Annotated in this window: 16 protein-coding genes; 14 read left to right on the forward strand and 2 right to left on the reverse strand. The window is 71.3% G+C overall.

Translation table 11 applies throughout. The features are described from left to right. The first annotated feature begins 60 nt into the window (after window positions 1-60). From MD221_RS15345 to MD221_RS15400, 12 genes are all read left to right on the forward strand, one after another. On the forward strand, window positions 61-2,016 hold the full coding sequence (locus MD221_RS15345; protein WP_242112792.1) for a phospholipase D family protein: 1,956 nt from the start codon (window positions 61-63) through the stop codon (window positions 2,014-2,016). A 141-nt stretch (window positions 2,017-2,157) separates the two neighbouring features. Further along, window positions 2,158-2,349, forward strand: coding sequence for a hypothetical protein (locus tag MD221_RS15350; protein WP_242112793.1), 192 nt, complete (start codon window positions 2,158-2,160; stop codon window positions 2,347-2,349). Window positions 2,350-2,377: 28 nt separating this feature from the next. After that, window positions 2,378-2,578 (forward strand): hypothetical protein, encoded by a 201-nt coding sequence (locus MD221_RS15355; protein WP_242112794.1) that lies wholly within the window; start codon window positions 2,378-2,380, stop codon window positions 2,576-2,578. A 67-nt stretch (window positions 2,579-2,645) separates the two neighbouring features. Then, window positions 2,646-3,074 (forward strand): hotdog fold thioesterase, encoded by a 429-nt coding sequence (locus MD221_RS15360; protein ID WP_242112795.1) that lies wholly within the window; start codon window positions 2,646-2,648, stop codon window positions 3,072-3,074. A gap of 95 nt (window positions 3,075-3,169) precedes the next feature. After that, window positions 3,170-3,934, forward strand: a complete 765-nt coding sequence (locus MD221_RS15365; protein WP_242112796.1) for a lysophospholipid acyltransferase family protein — start codon at window positions 3,170-3,172, stop codon at window positions 3,932-3,934. A 98-nt stretch (window positions 3,935-4,032) separates the two neighbouring features. Continuing rightward, window positions 4,033-5,064 carry a YheT family hydrolase gene (locus tag MD221_RS15370; RefSeq protein ID WP_242112797.1) on the forward strand — a complete coding sequence of 344 codons (1,032 nt, stop codon included), beginning with the start codon at window positions 4,033-4,035 and terminating at the stop codon, window positions 5,062-5,064. 41 nt (window positions 5,065-5,105) lie between these two features. Next, the gene (locus MD221_RS15375; protein ID WP_242112798.1) at window positions 5,106-7,175 is read left to right on the forward strand and encodes a tetratricopeptide repeat protein; all 2,070 of its coding nucleotides are present in this window, start codon (window positions 5,106-5,108) and stop codon (window positions 7,173-7,175) included. Window positions 7,176-7,229: 54 nt separating this feature from the next. Beyond that, window positions 7,230-7,841: a YbhB/YbcL family Raf kinase inhibitor-like protein gene (locus MD221_RS15380; protein ID WP_242112799.1), complete on the forward strand. Its 612-nt coding sequence runs from the start codon at window positions 7,230-7,232 to the stop codon at window positions 7,839-7,841. Beyond that, window positions 7,841-8,611, forward strand: a complete 771-nt coding sequence (locus MD221_RS15385) for an SDR family oxidoreductase (protein WP_242112801.1) — start codon at window positions 7,841-7,843, stop codon at window positions 8,609-8,611. Before MD221_RS15380 ends, MD221_RS15385 begins: the two co-directional genes overlap by 1 nt. Window positions 8,612-8,643: 32 nt before the next feature. After that, window positions 8,644-9,315 (forward strand): fused MFS/spermidine synthase, encoded by a 672-nt coding sequence (locus tag MD221_RS15390; protein ID WP_242112803.1) that lies wholly within the window; start codon window positions 8,644-8,646, stop codon window positions 9,313-9,315. After that, window positions 9,305-10,195: a spermidine synthase gene (locus MD221_RS15395; protein ID WP_242112805.1), complete on the forward strand. Its 891-nt coding sequence runs from the start codon at window positions 9,305-9,307 to the stop codon at window positions 10,193-10,195. Before MD221_RS15390 ends, MD221_RS15395 begins: the two co-directional genes overlap by 11 nt. 94 nt (window positions 10,196-10,289) lie before the next feature. After that, complete coding sequence (locus MD221_RS15400) at window positions 10,290-11,324, forward strand: sensor domain-containing diguanylate cyclase (protein WP_242112807.1); 1,035 nt, start codon at window positions 10,290-10,292, stop codon at window positions 11,322-11,324. A gap of 21 nt (window positions 11,325-11,345) precedes the next feature. Here the strand turns inward: MD221_RS15400 and MD221_RS15405 are convergent, their stop codons facing one another. After that, on the reverse strand, window positions 11,346-12,176 hold the full coding sequence (locus tag MD221_RS15405) for an META and DUF4377 domain-containing protein (protein ID WP_242112810.1): 831 nt from the start codon (window positions 12,174-12,176) through the stop codon (window positions 11,346-11,348). A 174-nt stretch (window positions 12,177-12,350) separates the two neighbouring features. Beyond that, window positions 12,351-13,157, reverse strand: a complete 807-nt coding sequence (locus tag MD221_RS15410) for an undecaprenyl-diphosphate phosphatase (protein ID WP_242112812.1) — start codon at window positions 13,155-13,157, stop codon at window positions 12,351-12,353. A 233-nt stretch (window positions 13,158-13,390) separates the two neighbouring features. Here MD221_RS15410 and glnA point away from each other — a divergent pair, with 233 nt between their 5' ends. Both glnA and MD221_RS15420 read left to right on the forward strand, forming a co-directional pair. Beyond that, window positions 13,391-14,800 (forward strand): type I glutamate--ammonia ligase, encoded by a 1,410-nt coding sequence (glnA, locus tag MD221_RS15415; RefSeq protein WP_242112813.1) that lies wholly within the window; start codon window positions 13,391-13,393, stop codon window positions 14,798-14,800. Window positions 14,801-15,048: 248 nt separating this feature from the next. Further along, window positions 15,049-15,522, forward strand: coding sequence for a GNAT family N-acetyltransferase (locus MD221_RS15420; RefSeq protein ID WP_242112814.1), 474 nt, complete (start codon window positions 15,049-15,051; stop codon window positions 15,520-15,522). Window positions 15,523-15,624 lie beyond the last annotated feature (102 nt).

Raw genomic sequence — 15,624 nt, forward strand, 5'->3', positions numbered from 1 at the left:
GCGGGGGCCGGCACGGCGCCCGCCGGGCGTTCGATCCCGGGAGGTGCCATGGAGGGCAGCATGTTGGGTGAGCGGATCGCAGCGGCCGGCCGCTGGCTGACGCTGCTGCTGGCGCTGGGCTGCGCCTCGTGCGCGAGCCTGTCGCCGGTGCAACGCGACCAGGCGCTGCGCATCGCCGAGGCCGCGCGCTCCACCCAGATCAGCTGCCAGGAACCGGCGGGCACCTGTGCCCAGCCCTCGCCGCTGCGCGAACTGGGCACGCGCGCCTACGGCGAGAGCGTGCCGGACGCGCCCCGGCACTACGCGCTGCTGCTCGACTACGGCCAGGACGCGCTGGTGGCGCGGCTGAACCTGATCCGCAGCGCCACCCGCAGCATCGACCTGCAGACCTACATCTTCGACGAGGACGATGCCGGCCATCTGGTGCTCGACGAACTGCTCGCCGCGGCCCGGCGCGGGGTGCGGGTGCGCGTGCTGATCGACCAGCTCTCCGCGCTCAGGCGCGTGGACACGCTGGCGGCGCTGGCCGGCGTGCACGCCGACTTCGAGCTGCGCGTCTACAACCCGGTGCTCGGGCGCGGGCGCATCAACTACCCGATGTACGGCCTGGCCGCGGCCTGCTGCTGGCGCAAGCTCAACCAGCGCATGCACAACAAGCTGCTGCTGATCGACGGCATGGTCGGCATCACCGGCGGGCGCAACTACCAGAACGACTACTACGACTGGAGTGGCGTCTACAACTTCCGCGACCGCGACGTGCTGGTGGCCGGCCCGGTCACCACCGAGATGAGCGCCAGCTTCGAGGCGTTCTGGAACGCGCGCCGCACCCGCCGCATCGCCGAGCTGGTGGACGTGGGCAAGCGCATCCTGCGCCACGGCGTGCCGGCGCTGCCGGCCAACGACTACGAACTGCCCGCGCGCGCGCAGCGCATGGCGCGCGATGCCGGCGACCAGGCGCTGGTGCGCCAGCGCCTGGCCGATGCGGCCATCGCGGTGGGCGAGGTGGAGTTCATCGCCGACCTGCCGCGCAAGCACCGCCGCCGCAACGAGGACGAGGTGGCGCCGGCGGCCGGGCGGCTGCGCGAGCTGGTGGCCTCGGCGCAATCGGAAGTGCTGCTGCAGACGCCCTACCTGGTGCTCTCGCCGCCGGCGCAGGACCTGTTCCGCCAGCTGCGCGCGCGCAAGCCGCGTCCGCGCATCGTCATCTCCACCAACAGCCTGGCCGCCACCGACGCCTTCATCGCCTACGCCCTGTCCTACAAGTACAAGCGCCGCTACCTGCGCGATTTCGGCTTCGAGATCCACGAATACAAGCCGTTCCCGCAGGACGCGCCCTTCGACATGGAGGCCACCGGCGCGGTCGACATCCGCTGGCAGGCCGACGGGACGCCGGTGATCAGCGAAAGCGCGCCCGCGGAGACGGCCGCCGCGCCGGCGGGCAAGGACGCCAGGCCCGAGCATGCGCGTCCGCTCGGGCGCGAGTACTCGGCGCTGCGCTGGGCCGGGTTCTCGGCCAACAAGCCGGTCCGGCTCAAGCGCGGCGGCATGCGCTTCGGGCTGCACGCCAAGTCGATGGTGATCGACGAGCGGGTGGGCGTGGTGGGCACCCACAACTTCGATCCGCGCGGGGACCGTTACAACACCGAGAGCGCGGTGGTGATCGCCGATCCGGCCTTCGCCCAGGCGCTGGCGGCCAGCATCCGCCGCGACATCGCGCCGGCCAACGCCTGGACCATCGCCCGGCGCGACAAGCCGGTGCTGTTCTCCGGGCTGGAGTATTCGCTGGCCAAGGTCTCCGAGCACCTGCCGCTGTTCGATTTCTGGCCGGTGCGCTACGCCACCAGCTACGAATTCAAGCCCGGGCCGGACTGCCCGATGCCGCTGCCGCCCAACGATCCCAATTTCCGGCGCTGCTACGAGCCGGTGGGCGATTTTCCCGAGGTCCACATGGGCCTGAAGAGCCTGCTCACGCGCATCTTCACCGCCTTCGGCGCCGGCCTGGCCCCGATCCTGTAAGCCCCTTTCGCGGGCAATCCCAATAAAAACAAAGGCTTGTGGCCATGCCATTGGAGGGGTGACTTTTGGCCCATGTCGGGCGTCTCCTGGTGTTATACTTTACCAGCACACCACCTCACACCAACACTTCAGGAGCCTGCCATGAACCTTCGCATCCGCCAAGCCGCCCCCGCCGCCAAGGTCGCCCGCCAGGCCGCGCTCGTCCCGGCCCCCGAATTCCGCCGCGACAGCCGTCCCCGCGATTTCGGCATCGGCTACGGCCGCAGCAGCGGCTACGCCCAGGGCCGCCGCTACGCCAGCAACTGGGGCAACACCCGCTTCGAATTCTGCTGATCCCACCGTCCGCCTTCCGGAGTCCGCCATGAACACCGCCGCCCGCACCGCCACGCCCCCGTCCGCTCCCGCCCGCAGCGAACCGCAGGCCGCCGGCATCCGCCGCGACAGCCGCCCGCGCGATTTCGGCATCGGCTACTTCGGTATCCGTTATGGCGGCAGCAGCGGCTATGCCAGCGCTCGCCGCTATGCCAGCCAGTGGGGCAGCGCGCGCTTCGAGTTCTGCTGAGCGCGCCGCGCCTCTCGCCGCGGAGCGACCTGCTAGGCTGCCATGCTCCCCCCGCGGCACACCGTCCATGACCGGCAGCATCTTCCGTACCGATATTTCGCCGGAGGCGTTGAACGCCTCCGGCCGCAATACCGCCCTGCAGTCGCTGGGCATCGTCATCACCGAGATCGGCCCCGACTACGTGCGCGGCACCATGCCGGTGGACGCGCGCACCCACCAGCCCTACGGCTTGCTGCACGGCGGCGCCTCGGTGCTGCTGGCCGAGACCCTGGGCAGCACCGCCGGCAACCTGTGCGTGGGCGAGGATGCGCTGTGCGTGGGCATCGAGATCAACGCCAACCACGTGCAGGGCGTGCGCGAAGGCACGGTGACCGGCACCGCCCGGCCGCTGCACGTGGGCCGCAGCACGCAGGTCTGGGAGATCCGCATCGAGGACGAGCGCGGACGCCTGGTCTGCATCTCGCGCCTGACGCTGGCCGTGGTGCCCAGGCGCTGACCGCCGACGGGGCGTCCTGCGCGGTCCTGTAGCGGGACTCTAACCCCGTTCGGTATCGTGGCGGCCTGTACCGCCCCCCATTCCCCCGAGCTTCCGTGCGCGCTCTGCGTTACCTCCTCCGCGTCCCGTTCCTGCTGTGGCACATCCTCGTCGATCTGCCGGTGGCGCTGATCCTGATGGCGCCGCCGTGGTGCGCGTGGAGGATCGGCGGCACGCGGCTGGACCATCGCGTCATCCGCGCCTGGTCGGCGGGGCTGCTGCGCGTGTTCGGCTTCCGCCTGCGCCGCGTCGGCGCGCCGGTGCCGGGTGCGACGCTGTTCGTGGCCAACCACGTCAGCTGGGTCGACATCGTCACCCTGCACAGCCAGCGCATGATGGGCTTCGTCGCCAAGCGCGAGATCGCCGGCTGGCCGCTGGTGGGCTGGCTGGCCACGCGCGGGGAAACCATCTACCACGAGCGCGGCAATCCCGAATCGCTGGGCGGGGTGATGGACGAGATGCAGGCGCGGCTGCGCGCCGGCCGCTCGGTGGGCGTGTTCCCGGAAGGGCGCACCCGCGACGGCGGCGCGGTCGGGCCGTTCCACGCGCGCATCTTCCTGGCGGCGGTGGAGGCCGGGGTGCCGGTGCAGCCGGTGGCGCTGTGCTACGGCAAGCACGCCTGCGCGCAGCGCATCGTCGCCTTCGGCCCGAAGGAAAGCTTCTTCGCCAATTTCGTGCGCCTGATCGGCGAGCCTTCGCGCGAGGTCGAGGTGATCTTCCTCGAGCCGGTCGCGCCCGACGGTCCCGGCGGACGCCGCCGCATCGCCGAGCTCGCGCGCGAGCGCATCGTCGCGGCGATGGACGAGGGGACGCGTGGCTAGCCGGCGCGCGCAAGGCGTCCGCCGCGCGCACGAACGCCGCATGGCGACGAACGCCTCCAACGCGCGAACAGCGCCGCGCGCGGCATGCGGGAGCAGGCATGCTCGCCGCTTCTGACTATCGCCCGCCGCTGTGGCTGCGCAACAGCCACGTGCAGTCGCTGCTGGGCGGCAGCCCGTTCCGGCGCGCGCGCGGCGCGCGCCTGCTGGCGCGCCTGGGCGCGCTCACGCAGGAATACCTGGTCGACGGCGGCGAGGGCGTGCGCCTGCACGGCCTGTACAGCACGCTGCCCGACCTGCTGCCGCGCGGCCTGGCGCTGCTGCTGCACGGCTGGGAGGGCAGCACCGAATCGAGCTACATGCGCCTGACCGCCGCGCACCTGCTGCGCCGCGGCTACGACGTGTTCCGCCTGAATTTCCGCGACCACGGCGACAGCCATCACCTCAACGAGGCGATTTTCCATTCCAATCGCATCGACGAGGTGGTGCACGCGGCCTGCGACATCGCGCGCCGCTTCTGGCCCGAGGCCGGCGCGCAGCGTCCGCTGGTGGCGGCCGGCTATTCGCTGGGCGGCAACTTCGCGCTGCGTCTGGCCGCGCGCGCCAGCGCCGCCGGCCTGCCGCTGGCGCGGGTGGCCTCGGTGTGTCCGGTGCTCGATCCGGCCAAGACCATGACCTGGATGGAAGAGCGCGCGCCGCCGATCTACCTGCGCCACTTCGAGAAGAAGTGGCGCGAGTCGCTGCAGCGCAAGCGCGCGCTGTTCCCGCAGCAGCACGACTTCGACGACGCCACGCTGCGCCTGCGCATGCGCGAGCTGACGCAGTGGCTGGTGCAGCGTCATACCGACTTCGGCACCCTCGACAACTATTTCGACGGCTACAGCGTCGCCGGCGAGCGGCTGGCGGCGCTCGACGTGCCGGCCGACATCCTCACCGCCGCCGACGATCCGGTGATTCCGGTGGAGGACTTCCACGCGCTGAGCGCGGCGCCGGGAACGCGGGTGGAGATCGCCCGCTGGGGCGGCCACTGCGGCTTCCTGGAGAACCTGCGCATGGACGGTTTCGCCGAGCGCTGGGTGGCCGAGCGCCTGACTGCGACGCCGGACCCGGGCGAGGCCGGCGCGCGCGGCTAGACTATGCGGTTCCGGGCCCTGGCCCCGCATTCGCCGATACCATGCAAGAGCAGATCTTCGACGCCCTGCGCCGCGGCGCCCACGACCAGGCGCTGGCGATGGCCCGGGAGGCCGTCGCCGCCACGCCGGGACAGGCGCAGCCGCACCGCTGGCTGGCGATGGCGCAGGAGGCCGCCGGCGACCACGACGCCGCGCTGGCCAGCATCGACCGCGCCATCGCGCTGGCGCCCGAGGACGCCGACCTGCATTTCCACCGTGCCGGCTACCTGCTCGGCAAGCGCGAGGTCGAGGCCGCGCAGGCGGCGCTGTCGCAGAGCGTGCAGCTCGATCCCAACCAGTTCGGCGCCTACGTCCTGCAGGCGCAGCTGGCCGTGGCGCGCGGCGATCTCGAGGAATGCCAGCGGCTGAGCAAGCTCGCCGCGCGCATCGCGCCCGGCCATCCCTGGCTGCGCATGCTCGAGGGCACGCTGGCGCTGCAGCGCGGCGAGGCCGACAGCGCCATCTCGCTGCTCTCCAGCGCGTCGCGGCAGGCGCCGGAGGATGCCCAGATCCGCTACGTGCTCGGTTTCGCCTATCTGCAGAAGGGCCACCTGGCCTTCGCCGAGCACGCCTTCAACAGCGTGCTCGGGCAGTCGAGCGACGGCGACAACCTGCGTGCGCTGATCGCCGACCTGCAGCGCCGCCAGGGCCGCTTCGACGACGCGGCCGACACGCTCGCCCCGCTGCTGGCGGCCGCCGATGCCGCGCCGGCGCTGCAGCGCCTGGGCGGCCAGCTGGAACTGGCCGCCGGCCGTCCCGAGCGCGCGCTGCCGCTGCTGCGCGCGGCGCTGGCGGCGCAGCCGGAGGATCCGCTGGCGCTGGCGGGCATGCTCGAGCTGTGGCAGCGCAGCGGCGACCGCGACGACGCGCGGCGCACGCTCGATGCCGCGCTGGCGACCTCGCCGCAGGCCGAAGGATTGTGGCGCGCGCGCGTGGCGATCGAGGCGGTCGACGGCGAGGAGGTGATGGCGGTGCTGGATCGCTGGCTCGCCGCGGCGCCCGACGCGCTGGCGGCGCTGGACGTGCAGATGCACGTCTACCTCGCGCGCGGCGACAGGGCGCTGGCTGAAGCCGCCGCGCGGCGGATCCTGGAACAGGCGCCGGACTACCCGCCCGCGCATCGCTGCCTGGTCGACGGCCTGTTGCGCAGCGACGCGAGGATGGCGGTCGCCCATCTCAACGACGCGATCGCCAGGAGCGAGGACGCCGACATCCAGCGCCTGTACCGCGGCTGGCTCGGCATCGCCCAGGACAGCGCCGGCTATCGCGACAAGGCGGTGCAGACCTGGCTGGCGCTGCAGGCCGAAACCGGACAGCAGCGCATGCCGCCGCCGGCGCCGGCCGCGACCGCCGACGCGCCGCTGCCGGCGCCTGCCGCCGTCGCCGCGGACACGCCGCCGGTGGCGTTCCTGATCGGCGCGCCCGGCGCATCGGTGGAGCGCGTGGCCACCTTGCTCGCCGGTTGCCTGCCGGCCTTCCGCGGCGACCGCTTCCAGGGCGAACCGCCGCGCGACGAACTGCAGCGGCTCAACACCGCCGTGCGCCTGGTCGAAGGCCAGGTGACGCCCGAGGCCGTGGCGCGCAGCTGGTACGCGCAGCTGCCCGCGCGCGGCCTGCCCAACGCCCAGGTCATCGACTGGCTGCCGTGGTGGGACAACGCCCTGCTCGCGGTGCTGCGCGGCCACATCCCGCAGGCGCAGCTGATCGTGGCGCTGCGCGATCCGCGCGACATGCTGCTCGACTGGCTGGTGTTCGGCGCGCCCTTCCGCTTCGAGTCCGCCGAGGCGGCGGCGACGTGGATGGCGCGCTACCTGGAGCAGATCGCCGCGATCGAGGAGAACGACCTGCTGCCGCGCACGCTGCTGCGCATGGACGCCATCGTCAACGACGAGGCGGCCGTGGCGCAGGCGCTGGGCGAGGTGCTGCAGTCGCCGCTGCCGGAACCGCCGGCGGGCCTGTTCGGCGCGCCGCGCTTCGCATCCGGCCGCTGGCGCGAATACGCGCAGGCGCTGGCGCAGCCGTTCGCCACGCTGGCGCCGGTGGCGCGGCGCCTGGGATATTCCGACACCTGATCCAGACCTCTGATCCAACCTGACCCACGCATCGCGAAAACGCGGGAGCCCGGCATGCGCATCCACAGCCAGAGTTTCGAACACGGCGGCCCGATCGCCGCGACCTACGCGCTCGGCGCGCCCGAGGGGTTCGGCGGCAACCGCAACCCGCAGCTGTCCTGGGACGGCGCGCCGGCGGGCACGCGCTCCTTCGCGCTGCTGTGCCTGGACCCGGACGCGCCCACCGATCCGGCGCTGGCGGGCAAGGCGGGCGTGGAGATTGCGCTCGAGCATCCGCGCGGGCAGTTCGCGCACTGGGCGATGGTCGACATTCCGGCCGACGTCGGCGGGATCGACGAGGGCGCCTGCAGCGACGGCGTGACCAGGCGCGGCAAGACGCAGCCGCCGGGCCCGGCCGGCGCGCGCCAGGGACGCAACGACTACACCGGCTGGTTCGCCGGCGATGCCGACCTGGGCGGCGACTATCGCGGCTACGACGGTCCGTATCCGCCGCCCAACGACCTGCGCGTGCATCGCTATTTCTTCCGCCTGTTCGCGCTCGACGTCGAGCGCCTCGAACTGCCGGACGGCTTCACCGCCGCCGACGTGCAGCGCGCGCTGCACGGCCACGTGCTGGCCGAGGCCGCCACCTACGGCACCTATTCGCTCAACGCCAAGGCGGGCTGATGGACGCCGCCGGCGCGCCCGTGGCGATCGTCACCGGCGCCAGCCGCGGCATCGGCGCGGCGATCGCGCGGCGCCTGGCCGCTGACGGCTACGCGGTGCTGGCCGCGGCGCGCGATGCGTCGGCCCTGCAGGCGCTGGTGGCGGCGCTGCCCACGCCCTCGGCGTACCTGGCCTGCGATCTGCGCGATCGCGGCGCGGCCGGGGCGCTGGTCGATGCCGCGCTGGCGCGCTTCGGCCGCATCGATGCCCTGGTCAACAACGCCGGCGCCACCCCGCGCGGGGATTTCCTCGGCTTCAGCGACGCCGACTGGGACGAGGGCTTCGCGCTGAAATTCTTCGGCGCGATGCGGCTGTGCCGCGCCGCCTGGCCGCACCTGGTCGCCACGCGCGGCGGCATCGTCAACATCGCCGGCATCGGCGGACGCACCGGCAGCGCCGAGTTCGCCATCGGCGGCACGGTCAACGCCGCGCTGCTCAACCTGACCAAGGCGCTGGCCGACCGCGGCGTGGGCGAGGGCGTGCGCGTGAACGCGGTCAATCCCGGCAGCACCGCCACCGAGCGCAACCGCAAGCGCATCGACGCGCTCGCCGCCGAGCGCGGCCTGAGCGCCGAACAGGCCGCGCAGGCCCTGGCCGCGCAGCTGCGCGTGGCCCGCTTCGGCACGCCCGAGGAGATCGCCGCCGTGGTCGCGTTCCTGCTGTCCCCGGCGGCCAGCTACGTGCAGGGCGCCATCCTCGACGTCGACGGTGGCCAGACCCGCACGCTATGATCCGGCGGGAAGGGGAAGGGATACCGGAGTTCATGGACGACCATCGCCGTTCGACCGTTTCGGAATCGGAGGCGGCCGCGCCCGCAGGCGGCAAGGCGCCGCGCTGGCGCAATCCGTGCATCTACGTCGCCGCCGGCTGGAGCGGCTTCTTCGTCATGGGCGTGGAACTGCTCGGCGGCCGCCTGCTCGCGCCCTACTTCGGCAGTTCGGTGTTCGTCTGGGGCGCGCTGATCGCCGTGTTCATGGCCTGCCTGGCGGTGGGCTATCTGATCGGCGGGCAGATGTCGCTGCGTTCGCCCTCGATGGCGCGGCTGGGCATCCTGCTGATGGGCGAAGCCCTGCTGGCATGGCCGATCGTCGGCGGCGGCGACCGCCTGCTGGAAGCCATCGCCTTCGCCATCGACGATCCGCGCTACGGCTCGCTGCTGGGCTCGCTGCTGCTGTTCGGCGCGCCGACCCTGCTCTCGGGCATGGTCTCGCCCTACGCGGTGCGCCTGCTGATCGACGACCTGCGCGGCTCCGGCCGTTCCGCGGGACGGCTGTACTTCGCCTCCACCCTGGGATCGGCCGGCGGCACCATCCTCACCTCGTTCTACCTGGTGCTGCTGTTCGAGGTGAACACGATCATCATCGGCCTGATCGCGATCTCCTTCCTGATCGGGCTGGCGCTGTGCGTGTTCGGACGCGGACGCCATGCGCGCTAGGGCGTGGGCGGCGACAGTGGTCCTGCTGCTGTGCGCCGGACAGGCCGCGGCCTTCAACATGCATCGAGAGATCTACCGCGAGAAATCGGTCTATCGCAACATCCTGGTGGAGGAGGGCGAAGGCTATCGCTGCATGACCTTCGGGGTGCGCGACGGGCGCCAGGGCTGCATCTACCTGGCCGATCCCAAGCGGCTCACCCTGCTGTATTCGCGCAGCTATTTCGCCAGCTTCTTCGCGGTGCCGGCGCCGCGCCGGGTGCTTGTGCTCGGCCTCGGGGTCGGCACGATGCCGATGGCGCTGCGCGCCTTCGACCCGGCGATCCAGGTGGATTCGGTCGAGCTGGATCCGGCGGTGGTGAAGGTGGCCAAGGAGCATTTCGGCTTCCGCGAGGACCGGCTGTCCAGGGTCTACGTCAACGACGCCCGCGTCTTCGTGCGCAAGCAGCGCCGCCTGGGCGTCCACTACGACTTGGTGATGGTCGACGCCTTCGACGTGCGCTACATCCCCGAGCACCTGCTCACGCGCGAGTTCATGGCCGAGATCCGCGACGTGCTCAATCCCGGCGGCATCGTCGCCGCCAACACCTTCTCCAACGGCCCGCTGCGGCGCTACGAGCTGGCCACCTACCAGTCGGTGTTCGGCGCGGTGATGACGGTGCAGCCGCCGCAAAGCCCCAACCGCATCATCCTCGCCGGCCGCGACGGCCTGCCTGCGGCGGCGCGCATGCGCGACAACGCGCGCCTGGTGGCGCCGCAGCTGAGGCAGTTCGACCTGGACGCGGACTATCTGCTCTCGGCCCTGAAGCCGGCGGCCCGGGTCACCGACGTCCGCCCGCTGACCGACCAGTATTCGCCGGCCAACCTGCTGCTGGCCAAATGAACGGCGGCCGGGCGCGGCCTCGGACGGCCGCGGCGCGATGGCGTCGCACGATTGCGCTAGGATGCCGCCAAGCCTTCGGCGGATACCCGGATCCATGACCTACCAGCAGGGTCTCGAGCGACTGGTGGATGCGGTGCAGGAGCTGTCGCTGGCCCGCGATCTGGACGCGGTGACCGACGTCGTGCGCCGCACCGCGCGCGCGCTCACCGGCGCCGACGGCGCCACCTTCGTGCTGCGCGACGGCGACAAGTGCTACTACGCCGACGAGGACGCCATCGAGCCCTTGTGGAAGGGCCAGCGCTTCCCGCTGTCGATCTGCATCAGCGGCTGGGCCATGCTCAACCGCAGCGCGACGGTGATCGAGGACATCTACCTCGACCCGCGCGTCCCGCACGAAGCGTATCGGCCCACCTTCGTCAAAAGCCTGGTGATGGTGCCGATCCGCACCCGCGATCCGATCGGCGCGATCGGCAACTACTGGGCGCAGCCGCACCGCGCCACCGAGCAGGAAGTGCACCTGCTGCGCGCGCTGGCCGATTCGGCCTCGGTGGCGATGGAAAACGTGCAGGTCTATTCGGAACTCGAGCGCCGGGTCGAGGAGCGCACGCACCAGCTGCACGCCGAGATCTCCGAGCGCCGCCGCGCGCAGGAGGCGGTGCAGCGGCTTTCGCAGACCGACGAGCTCACCGGCCTGCTCAACCGGCGCGGATTCTTCGAGCACGGCGAGCGCGCCTTTGCGGCGCTGCGCGCGCGCGGCGAGCCCTGCTGCCTGATCTACATCGACCTGGACGGGCTCAAGCGCGCCAACGACGCCGCCGGCCACGCCGCCGGGGACGCGCTGATCCGCGCCGCCGCCGGCCTGCTGGGCCGCGCCTTCCGCGAGGACGACCTGCTGGCGCGCATCGGCGGCGACGAATTCGTGGTGCTGGCCGCGGGCGAGGCGCCGGACGTGGAGGCGTTGCGCGCGCGCATGTCCGCGCCCGCGCACGGCGCCGCGCCGCAGTTCAGCATCGGCACGGCCTGCGCGGCCGGCGGCGGCCAGACCACGCTCGACCAGATGATCGCCGAGGCCGATCGTTCGATGTATGCCGACAAGTGCCGCCGACGCGGCGATGCCGGCGCGCGCTGAGGCGCGCCGGCGGCGCGACGCCTACTTCTTCGCGTCGGCGACCTCACTCTCGACCACCATGTCCAGCACGTAGACCACCGAGGAAGCGTCCGCCGGCGGGTTCTTCCAGTCGAAGCGCTTCACGCGCACCACGTCGCGCTGGCCGTCGATGTGCTCGTAGCCCTGGATGCCCTCGAACAGCGGCTGCCATTCAGCCTTGGCCGGCTTCTGCACGCCGTTGGCGTCGTACTCGCGCTCGCGCACCTGCAGGCAGCGGTGGTCGGGGATCAGCGGGTGCGAGCAGGGCACCAGCTGCGAGGCGACCTCCAGGAACTGCGTCTCGCCCTTGCTGCCGTAGCGCGTTTCCGGCGTCGGTTCGCCGGCGAAGACGAGCTTGTCGCCGCCGGCGGTGACCAGCGTCAGCTGCGGCGTGTCGTCGCCGCCGATCTCGGCGCGCAGCGTGCCTTCCAGGCGCTTGCTGATCTCGCTGTCGAGCTGCATCAGGCGCTGGTCGCTGCAGGCCATCATGGTCGAGACCAGCCGGCCCACCTCGAGCGTGCCGGACTTCTCGGTGTAGCCGCCGCCGATCGAATTGCAGCCGCCGCTGACGCTGAGCCGGCCCTCGGCAAGCGTCAGCCGCAGCGGGCGCTTGGCGTCCGGCTGCAGCGCCGCGATCGCCTGGCCCTTGCCGTCGGTGGCGCTGCTCAGCAGCCAGTAGTGGCTGGACAGGGTCGGTGCGGCCTGCGCGGACTGTCCTTCCGGCGTGGCCGGCTGTGCCTGCGGCGCGGGCTCCTGCCCGGGCGGCGCGGGGGCCGGCTTGGGACAGGCGGTGAGGGCGAGGGCGAGCGCGGAAACGGCAAGCAGGTGCTTCATGGCGGGGATGTCCTGTGCATGTGGGACCGGATCAAACGCGGGACGGCCGGCAACGGGGTTGCCGGTCGGGTTCGCGTTCAGCCCGCGGCGGGCGGGGCCGACGGCGGGGCGAGGGTAGCGCGGCGTGCGTGCACGCGCCGCATCGGCGGCGGATCGGCGGCGGGTCGGCGTGGATCAGGCGGCGGCGGGCAGCAGCCAGAGCAGGGCGGCGCCGAACAGCACGCGGTACACGGCGAAGGCGGTGAAGCGGTGCGACTGGATGTAGCGCAGCAGCCACTTCACCGCGACGAAGGCCGTCACCGCCGAGGCGACGAAGGCGATCGACAGCGCGCTCCAGTCCTCGTGGGCCATGCCGCCGCTGCGGTAGACGTCCAGCAGTTCGTAGCCGGTGGCGGCGAACATGGTCGGGATGCCGACCAGGAAGGCGAACTCGGTGGCGGCGACGCGGCTGGTGGTGCCGAACAGCAGCGCCACGAAGATCGTCGCGGCCGAGCGCGAGGTGCCGGGAAACACGCCGGCCACCACTTGCGCCACGCCGACCAGGATCGCCACGGTCCAGGTGATCTCGGTGCGCTCGCCCAGCGCCTGCGCGCGCCGCGCCGCGAAGTGCTCGGCCAGCACCATCCACACGCCGCCGATGATCAGCGCCCAGGCAATCGGTGCGATCGCATCGGGCAGGGTCCAGCCCAGCTTCTTCACCAGCAGCCCGCCGGCCGCGGTCACCGCGAAGGCCGCGGCCAGCTTGATCGCGTAGTCGCGCTGCGCGGCTTCGCGCAGGCCCAGCGCCAGGCCCCACAGGCGCTGCCGGTAGATCAGCACCACCGCCAGGATCGCGCCGGCCTGGATGGCGATGTTGAACAGGTCCGAGCGCTGTCCCAGCCAGTGCTCGGCGATGAGCAGATGGCCGGTGCTGGAGATGGGCAGGAATTCGGTGATGCCTTCGATGATGCCGAGCAGCAGCGCGGCCAGGAGGTCGGACATGGGCGGGCAGGGGGCGGGCGGCGCAAAAGAATAGCAGCCGCGCCGCGACGCACCAGACTGGGGATTCGAGAGGACCCGGACAGCACCAAGTAAGTGCAAATCCTGGTGGAATGCTTCATTGGTCTTTAACAAACAATGGCTTGCGTGCGGCAATCCGATTGGCACGGCTTGTGCTTGACGAATCGTGTCCCGGCCGCGGCCGCGTCTTCCCTTCACCTTCCAGCGGAACCCACATGTCCATCGAACACGTCGAAAAGCTCGTCAAGGACCACAAGGTCGAATTCGTCGACCTGCGCTTCGCCGATATGCGCGGCGTCGAGCACCACGTCACCTTCCCCAAGTCGATCATCGAGCCCGGCCTGTTCGAGGAAGGCAAGATGTTCGACGGCTCCTCGATCAGCGGCTGGAAGGGCATCAACGAGTCGGACATGGTGCTGCTGCCCGATCCGGACACCGCCTACCTCGATCCGTTCGTGGCCGATCCGACCCTGGTGCTGACCTGCGACATCCTCGACCCGGCGACCATGCAGGCCTACGCGCGCGACCCGCGCGGCGTGGCCAAGCGCGCCGAGGCCTACCTGAAGTCCAGCGGCATCGCCGAGCAGGCCTTCTTCGGCCCGGAACCCGAGTTCTTCATCTTCGACTCGGTGCGCTACGGCAACGACATGGGCCATACCTTCTTCCACATCGACTCGGAAGAGGCGCACTGGAACTCGGCGCGCGAGTACGACGGCGGCAACACCGGCTACCGTCCGGGCGTGAAGGGCGGCTACTTCCCGGTGCCGCCGGTGGATTCGCTGCACGACCTGCGCGCGGAGATGTGCAAGACGCTCGAGCAGATCGGCATCGAGGTCGAGGTGCACCACCACGAGGTGGCCAACGCCGGCCAGTGCGAGATCGGCACCAAGTTCAACTCGCTGGTGAAAAAGGCCGACGAACTGGCGGCGATGAAGTACGTCATCAAGAACGTCGCCTACCGCAACGGCAAGACCGTCACCTTCATGCCCAAGCCGCTGGTGGGCGACAACGGCAGCGGCATGCACGTGCACCAGTCGCTGGCCAAGGGCGGCGTGAACCTGTTCAGCGGCGACGGCTACGGCGGCCTGAGCCAGACCGCGCTGTGGTACATCGGCGGCATCTTCAAGCACGCCCGCGCCATCAACGCCTTCACCAACTCCACCACCAATTCCTACAAGCGCCTGGTGCCGGGCTTCGAGGCGCCGGTGATGCTGGCCTACTCGGCGCGCAACCGCTCCGCGTCCTGCCGCATCCCCTACGTCGCCAACCCGAAGGCGCGGCGCATCGAGATCCGCTTCCCCGATCCGATGCAGTCCGGCTATCTGAGCTTCGCCGCGCTGATGATGGCCGGCCTGGACGGCATCAAGAACCAGATCGACCCGGGCAGCCCCAGCGACAAGGACCTCTACGACCTGCCGCCGGAAGAGGAGAAGGGCATTCCCACCGTCTGCCATTCGCTCGACCAGGCGCTGGAGGCGCTGGACAAGGACCGCGAGTTCCTCAAGGCCGGCGGCGTGTTCTCCGACGACTTCATCGACGGCTACATCGCGCTGAAGATGAAGGAAGTCACCGCGTTCCGCGCGGCCACGCATCCGCTGGAGTACCAGCTGTACTACGCGATCTGATGGCGAGCGATGACCGCATGTGTGCACCTTCGGAACGGCGGATGTCCGGCCCGCCGCAGCGCGACGGGCGTTCGGACGGGATGCGCGGCAATGCCGCGCAACCATCCCGTCCTCACCCGCTGGAGTACCAGCTGTACTACGCGATCTGAGCGGGGTTGGGGGAGTTCCCTCGCTTGCTCCGGTGCGGGGCAAGCGAGGGGACATTTGACGGCGAGCCGCGTGCGCGGCCGCCTTGGCGAGAAGGAGGCGTGCCGTTGGACATCCGTCGCGACGATCTCCAGGCAAGCGACGTGATCGCGCTGCTGCGCGAGCACGTCGAGGCCATGCGCGCGGTCTCGCCGCCGGAGAGCTGCCACACCCTGGCGCTGGACGGGCTGCGGCGCGCCGACGTCAGCTTCTGGGTCGTCCGCGACGGCCAGGCGCTGGCCGGCTGCGGGGGGCTGAAGGAACTCGACCCGCTGCACGCGGAGATCAAGTCGATGCGCACGGCGGGCGGATACCGACGCCGGGGGGTCGCGTCGCGGCTGCTCGAGCACATGCTCGGCGAGGCGCAGCGCCGCGGCTATCGCAGGCTGAGCCTGGAAACCGGCGCGATGGACTATTTCGCGCCGGCGCGGCGGCTGTACGCGCGCTTCGGTTTCGAGGCCTGCGCGCCGTTCGGCGGCTATCTCGAGGATCCGAACAGCGTTTTCATGACCAGGGAGATCGCAACCGAACACTGAGCGCGCCGCGTGCGGCGACATGGGACCGCGCGGGCTTGTCCGGCCGCGGGAAACGAAACGGAACCAGGACGCCGACAGAGCGCCCGGCCGTGCAACACCGCA

The organism is Luteimonas aquatica (assembly GCF_022662575.1).
Classification (GTDB): domain Bacteria; phylum Pseudomonadota; class Gammaproteobacteria; order Xanthomonadales; family Xanthomonadaceae; genus Luteimonas; species Luteimonas aquatica.

Bases quoted from the DNA above. Each gene is read 5' to 3' on its own strand.
- MD221_RS15345 (WP_242112792.1), top strand. From the start codon at position 61: ATGTTGGGTGAGCGGATCGCAGCGGCCGGCCGCTGGCTGACGCTGCTG.
- MD221_RS15350 (WP_242112793.1), top strand. From the start codon at position 2,158: ATGAACCTTCGCATCCGCCAAGCCGCCCCCGCCGCCAAGGTCGCCCGC.
- MD221_RS15355 (WP_242112794.1), top strand. From the start codon at position 2,378: ATGAACACCGCCGCCCGCACCGCCACGCCCCCGTCCGCTCCCGCCCGC.
- MD221_RS15360 (WP_242112795.1), top strand. From the start codon at position 2,646: ATGACCGGCAGCATCTTCCGTACCGATATTTCGCCGGAGGCGTTGAAC.
- MD221_RS15370 (WP_242112797.1), top strand. From the start codon at position 4,033: ATGCTCGCCGCTTCTGACTATCGCCCGCCGCTGTGGCTGCGCAACAGC.
- MD221_RS15375 (WP_242112798.1), top strand. From the start codon at position 5,106: ATGCAAGAGCAGATCTTCGACGCCCTGCGCCGCGGCGCCCACGACCAG.
- MD221_RS15380 (WP_242112799.1), top strand. From the start codon at position 7,230: ATGCGCATCCACAGCCAGAGTTTCGAACACGGCGGCCCGATCGCCGCG.
- MD221_RS15385 (WP_242112801.1), top strand. From the start codon at position 7,841: ATGGACGCCGCCGGCGCGCCCGTGGCGATCGTCACCGGCGCCAGCCGC.
- MD221_RS15390 (WP_242112803.1), top strand. From the start codon at position 8,644: ATGGACGACCATCGCCGTTCGACCGTTTCGGAATCGGAGGCGGCCGCG.
- MD221_RS15395 (WP_242112805.1), top strand. From the start codon at position 9,305: ATGCGCGCTAGGGCGTGGGCGGCGACAGTGGTCCTGCTGCTGTGCGCC.
- MD221_RS15400 (WP_242112807.1), top strand. From the start codon at position 10,290: ATGACCTACCAGCAGGGTCTCGAGCGACTGGTGGATGCGGTGCAGGAG.
- MD221_RS15405 (WP_242112810.1), bottom strand. From the start codon at position 12,176: ATGAAGCACCTGCTTGCCGTTTCCGCGCTCGCCCTCGCCCTCACCGCC.
- MD221_RS15410 (WP_242112812.1), bottom strand. From the start codon at position 13,157: ATGTCCGACCTCCTGGCCGCGCTGCTGCTCGGCATCATCGAAGGCATC.
- glnA (WP_242112813.1), top strand. From the start codon at position 13,391: ATGTCCATCGAACACGTCGAAAAGCTCGTCAAGGACCACAAGGTCGAA.